The organism is Polaromonas sp. P1_E1_2, from assembly GCF_056406035.1.
In genome coordinates this window covers 1-1,753 of sequence record NZ_JBFUAZ010000952.1, presented here as the reverse complement: position 1 = coordinate 1,753, position 1,753 = coordinate 1, and the positions used below count along the sequence as shown (strand labels likewise).

The following is a 1,753-nucleotide window of genomic DNA, read 5'->3' as shown; positions in this document are numbered from 1 at the left end:
CCGCAATGCCATCCGCGGCGCACGCCTGTTGCGTTGCGGTCTAGGGACTTACGCTCAGTTAAAAGTCACGCCGGCCCAGCGCACGCGGCCAAGCACGGCAAAATCCCGGTCTGTACTTTCGTAGCCCTGGATGTCAAACGGTTCATACGCCGGGTTGTAGCTGCTGACGCGCAATATCTTGCCGGGCAGGCGCTGCAGTTTTTTGACCAGCAAGGCGCCGTCAAGCCRTACCATGTGCACGCCCTCCGTCAGGGCATCGCGATCCCGCAAGTCAGTCAGCACTGCGTCCCTGGAATGCAGCCACGGCTCCATCGAGGCGCCCGCCACCGTGGACATGACAATGTCGTTATGGTCAATGCCCAGGTCATACCGGATGAACTGCACATCAAAGGGTCGCATCGCCACGACCGACCCAAGGTCGTTGAATACATCCCGGCCCGGCGAAGCGCGGAGGTCAAACAGGGGCGCATAGACAAACGTGCCGGTCTCGACCGCGCGCACGTCGCGCGCCACTGCCGCAGCAGCCCGGGTTTCGTCTGGAGCTTCCCGGCCCAGTAGTTGCCCAGGCGTCAACCGGTATTCCCTGGCGAGTACTTCCAGCTCGAACGCATCCGGCAGGCTGTCGCCACGCTCTATGTTCCAGATGGTGTTGCGGTGAACCCCGACCGTGGCCGCAACCTCATTGATTTCCCTTGTACCCCGGGCCATGCGGCAGCGCTGGCCAAACTGGCGCATGAAAACCGACCTGGCTTCGGTTCGCCACTAAATGAGAAAACATAACACTCATTTAATTGGTAAAAAATACAATAAAAGTAGCACAAATTGAAACAGGCAGAAAAAAATGTTTGACTTGGCCTGTTTTGTGCTCAAAATATTAGATATGAGCACAATTAAATCGACACCCGCACAGGAAGATATGCACCCCGCCGATGTCATTGCTGCCCTCCGCAAACGCGGTACCAGTCTTCGAAAAATTGCCATGGAAAACGGTTACAGCCACATACAACGCGTGCTGACCAGCCCCTGGCTGGCGGCCGAGCAGCTCGTGGCACGCGCCCTCGACAAAAGGCCCGAGGATCTCTGGCCGTCGCGTTACCTCAATCCCGCCAGCCGGGCGCTGGCCTTTCAGCAGACGCGCAAGATCACGGTCACCATGCCGCATCAGCGCAATCAGGCCCAGCGCAAACTGGCACACGAGCTGACCGCCAACAACGCCCTCACGGATGGGCCTCCGTACTCCCAACCGTAAACGTCGTCAGAGCGCCTGAGCGAGATCGCGACCAATCATGGGCGACCTTATCACCCACGATGTACGTGCCCTGTGGTTGCGGTTGCGCGCCACCGGCGGCTGGTGGACGCTGGCCTCGCTTCACCCTCACTGGAAACCCACGTATGAACCCAACGATGTCCAGCAAGCCATGGACATGCTGGAAGCAGGCGGCTTTGTGGAAAGCCGTCACCAGACGAGCCGGCTGAGCTACGGCGTCACCCCCAATTGCCAAATTCCGCCCGGACTTGAGCCTGTCAACGACCAGGAGCCCGCCAACCAGGCGGTGGCGAAATGGTCCGATTGGCCCATTCGCCGATGGGTTGACTGGCAGGCAGCCAGAAATGAATTCATCGAAAGACGGACGGCCGGCGTCGTGCTATGGCGGCCACCTCCACACCGACACGACATCCAGTCAACCCGATCACAAAGGAATCACATGCTGCTATCCAGCACCGGAATCAAGTTACGCGTTCATCTACGTAC

General features: G+C 59.1%; 2 protein-coding genes and 1 pseudogene. 2 read left to right on the top strand and 1 reads right to left on the bottom strand.

What is annotated here, in order from left to right:
• Nucleotides 1-54: 54 nt before the first annotated feature.
• A complete protein-coding gene (locus tag AC1D1P_RS24360; RefSeq protein WP_477674795.1) occupies nt 55-735 on the bottom strand; it encodes an XRE family transcriptional regulator in 681 nt (226 codons plus the stop codon).
• A 145-nt stretch (nt 736-880) separates the two neighbouring features.
• Between AC1D1P_RS24360 and AC1D1P_RS24355 the strand changes: the two genes are divergently transcribed.
• Both AC1D1P_RS24355 and AC1D1P_RS24350 read left to right on the top strand, forming a co-directional pair.
• Nucleotides 881-1,249 carry a helix-turn-helix domain-containing protein gene (locus AC1D1P_RS24355; RefSeq protein WP_457279567.1) on the top strand — a complete coding sequence of 123 codons (369 nt, stop codon included), beginning with the start codon at nt 881-883 and terminating at the stop codon, nt 1,247-1,249.
• 37 nt (nt 1,250-1,286) lie between these two features.
• Nucleotides 1,287-1,753: pseudogene (locus tag AC1D1P_RS24350) on the top strand (hypothetical protein); the annotation flags it as partial.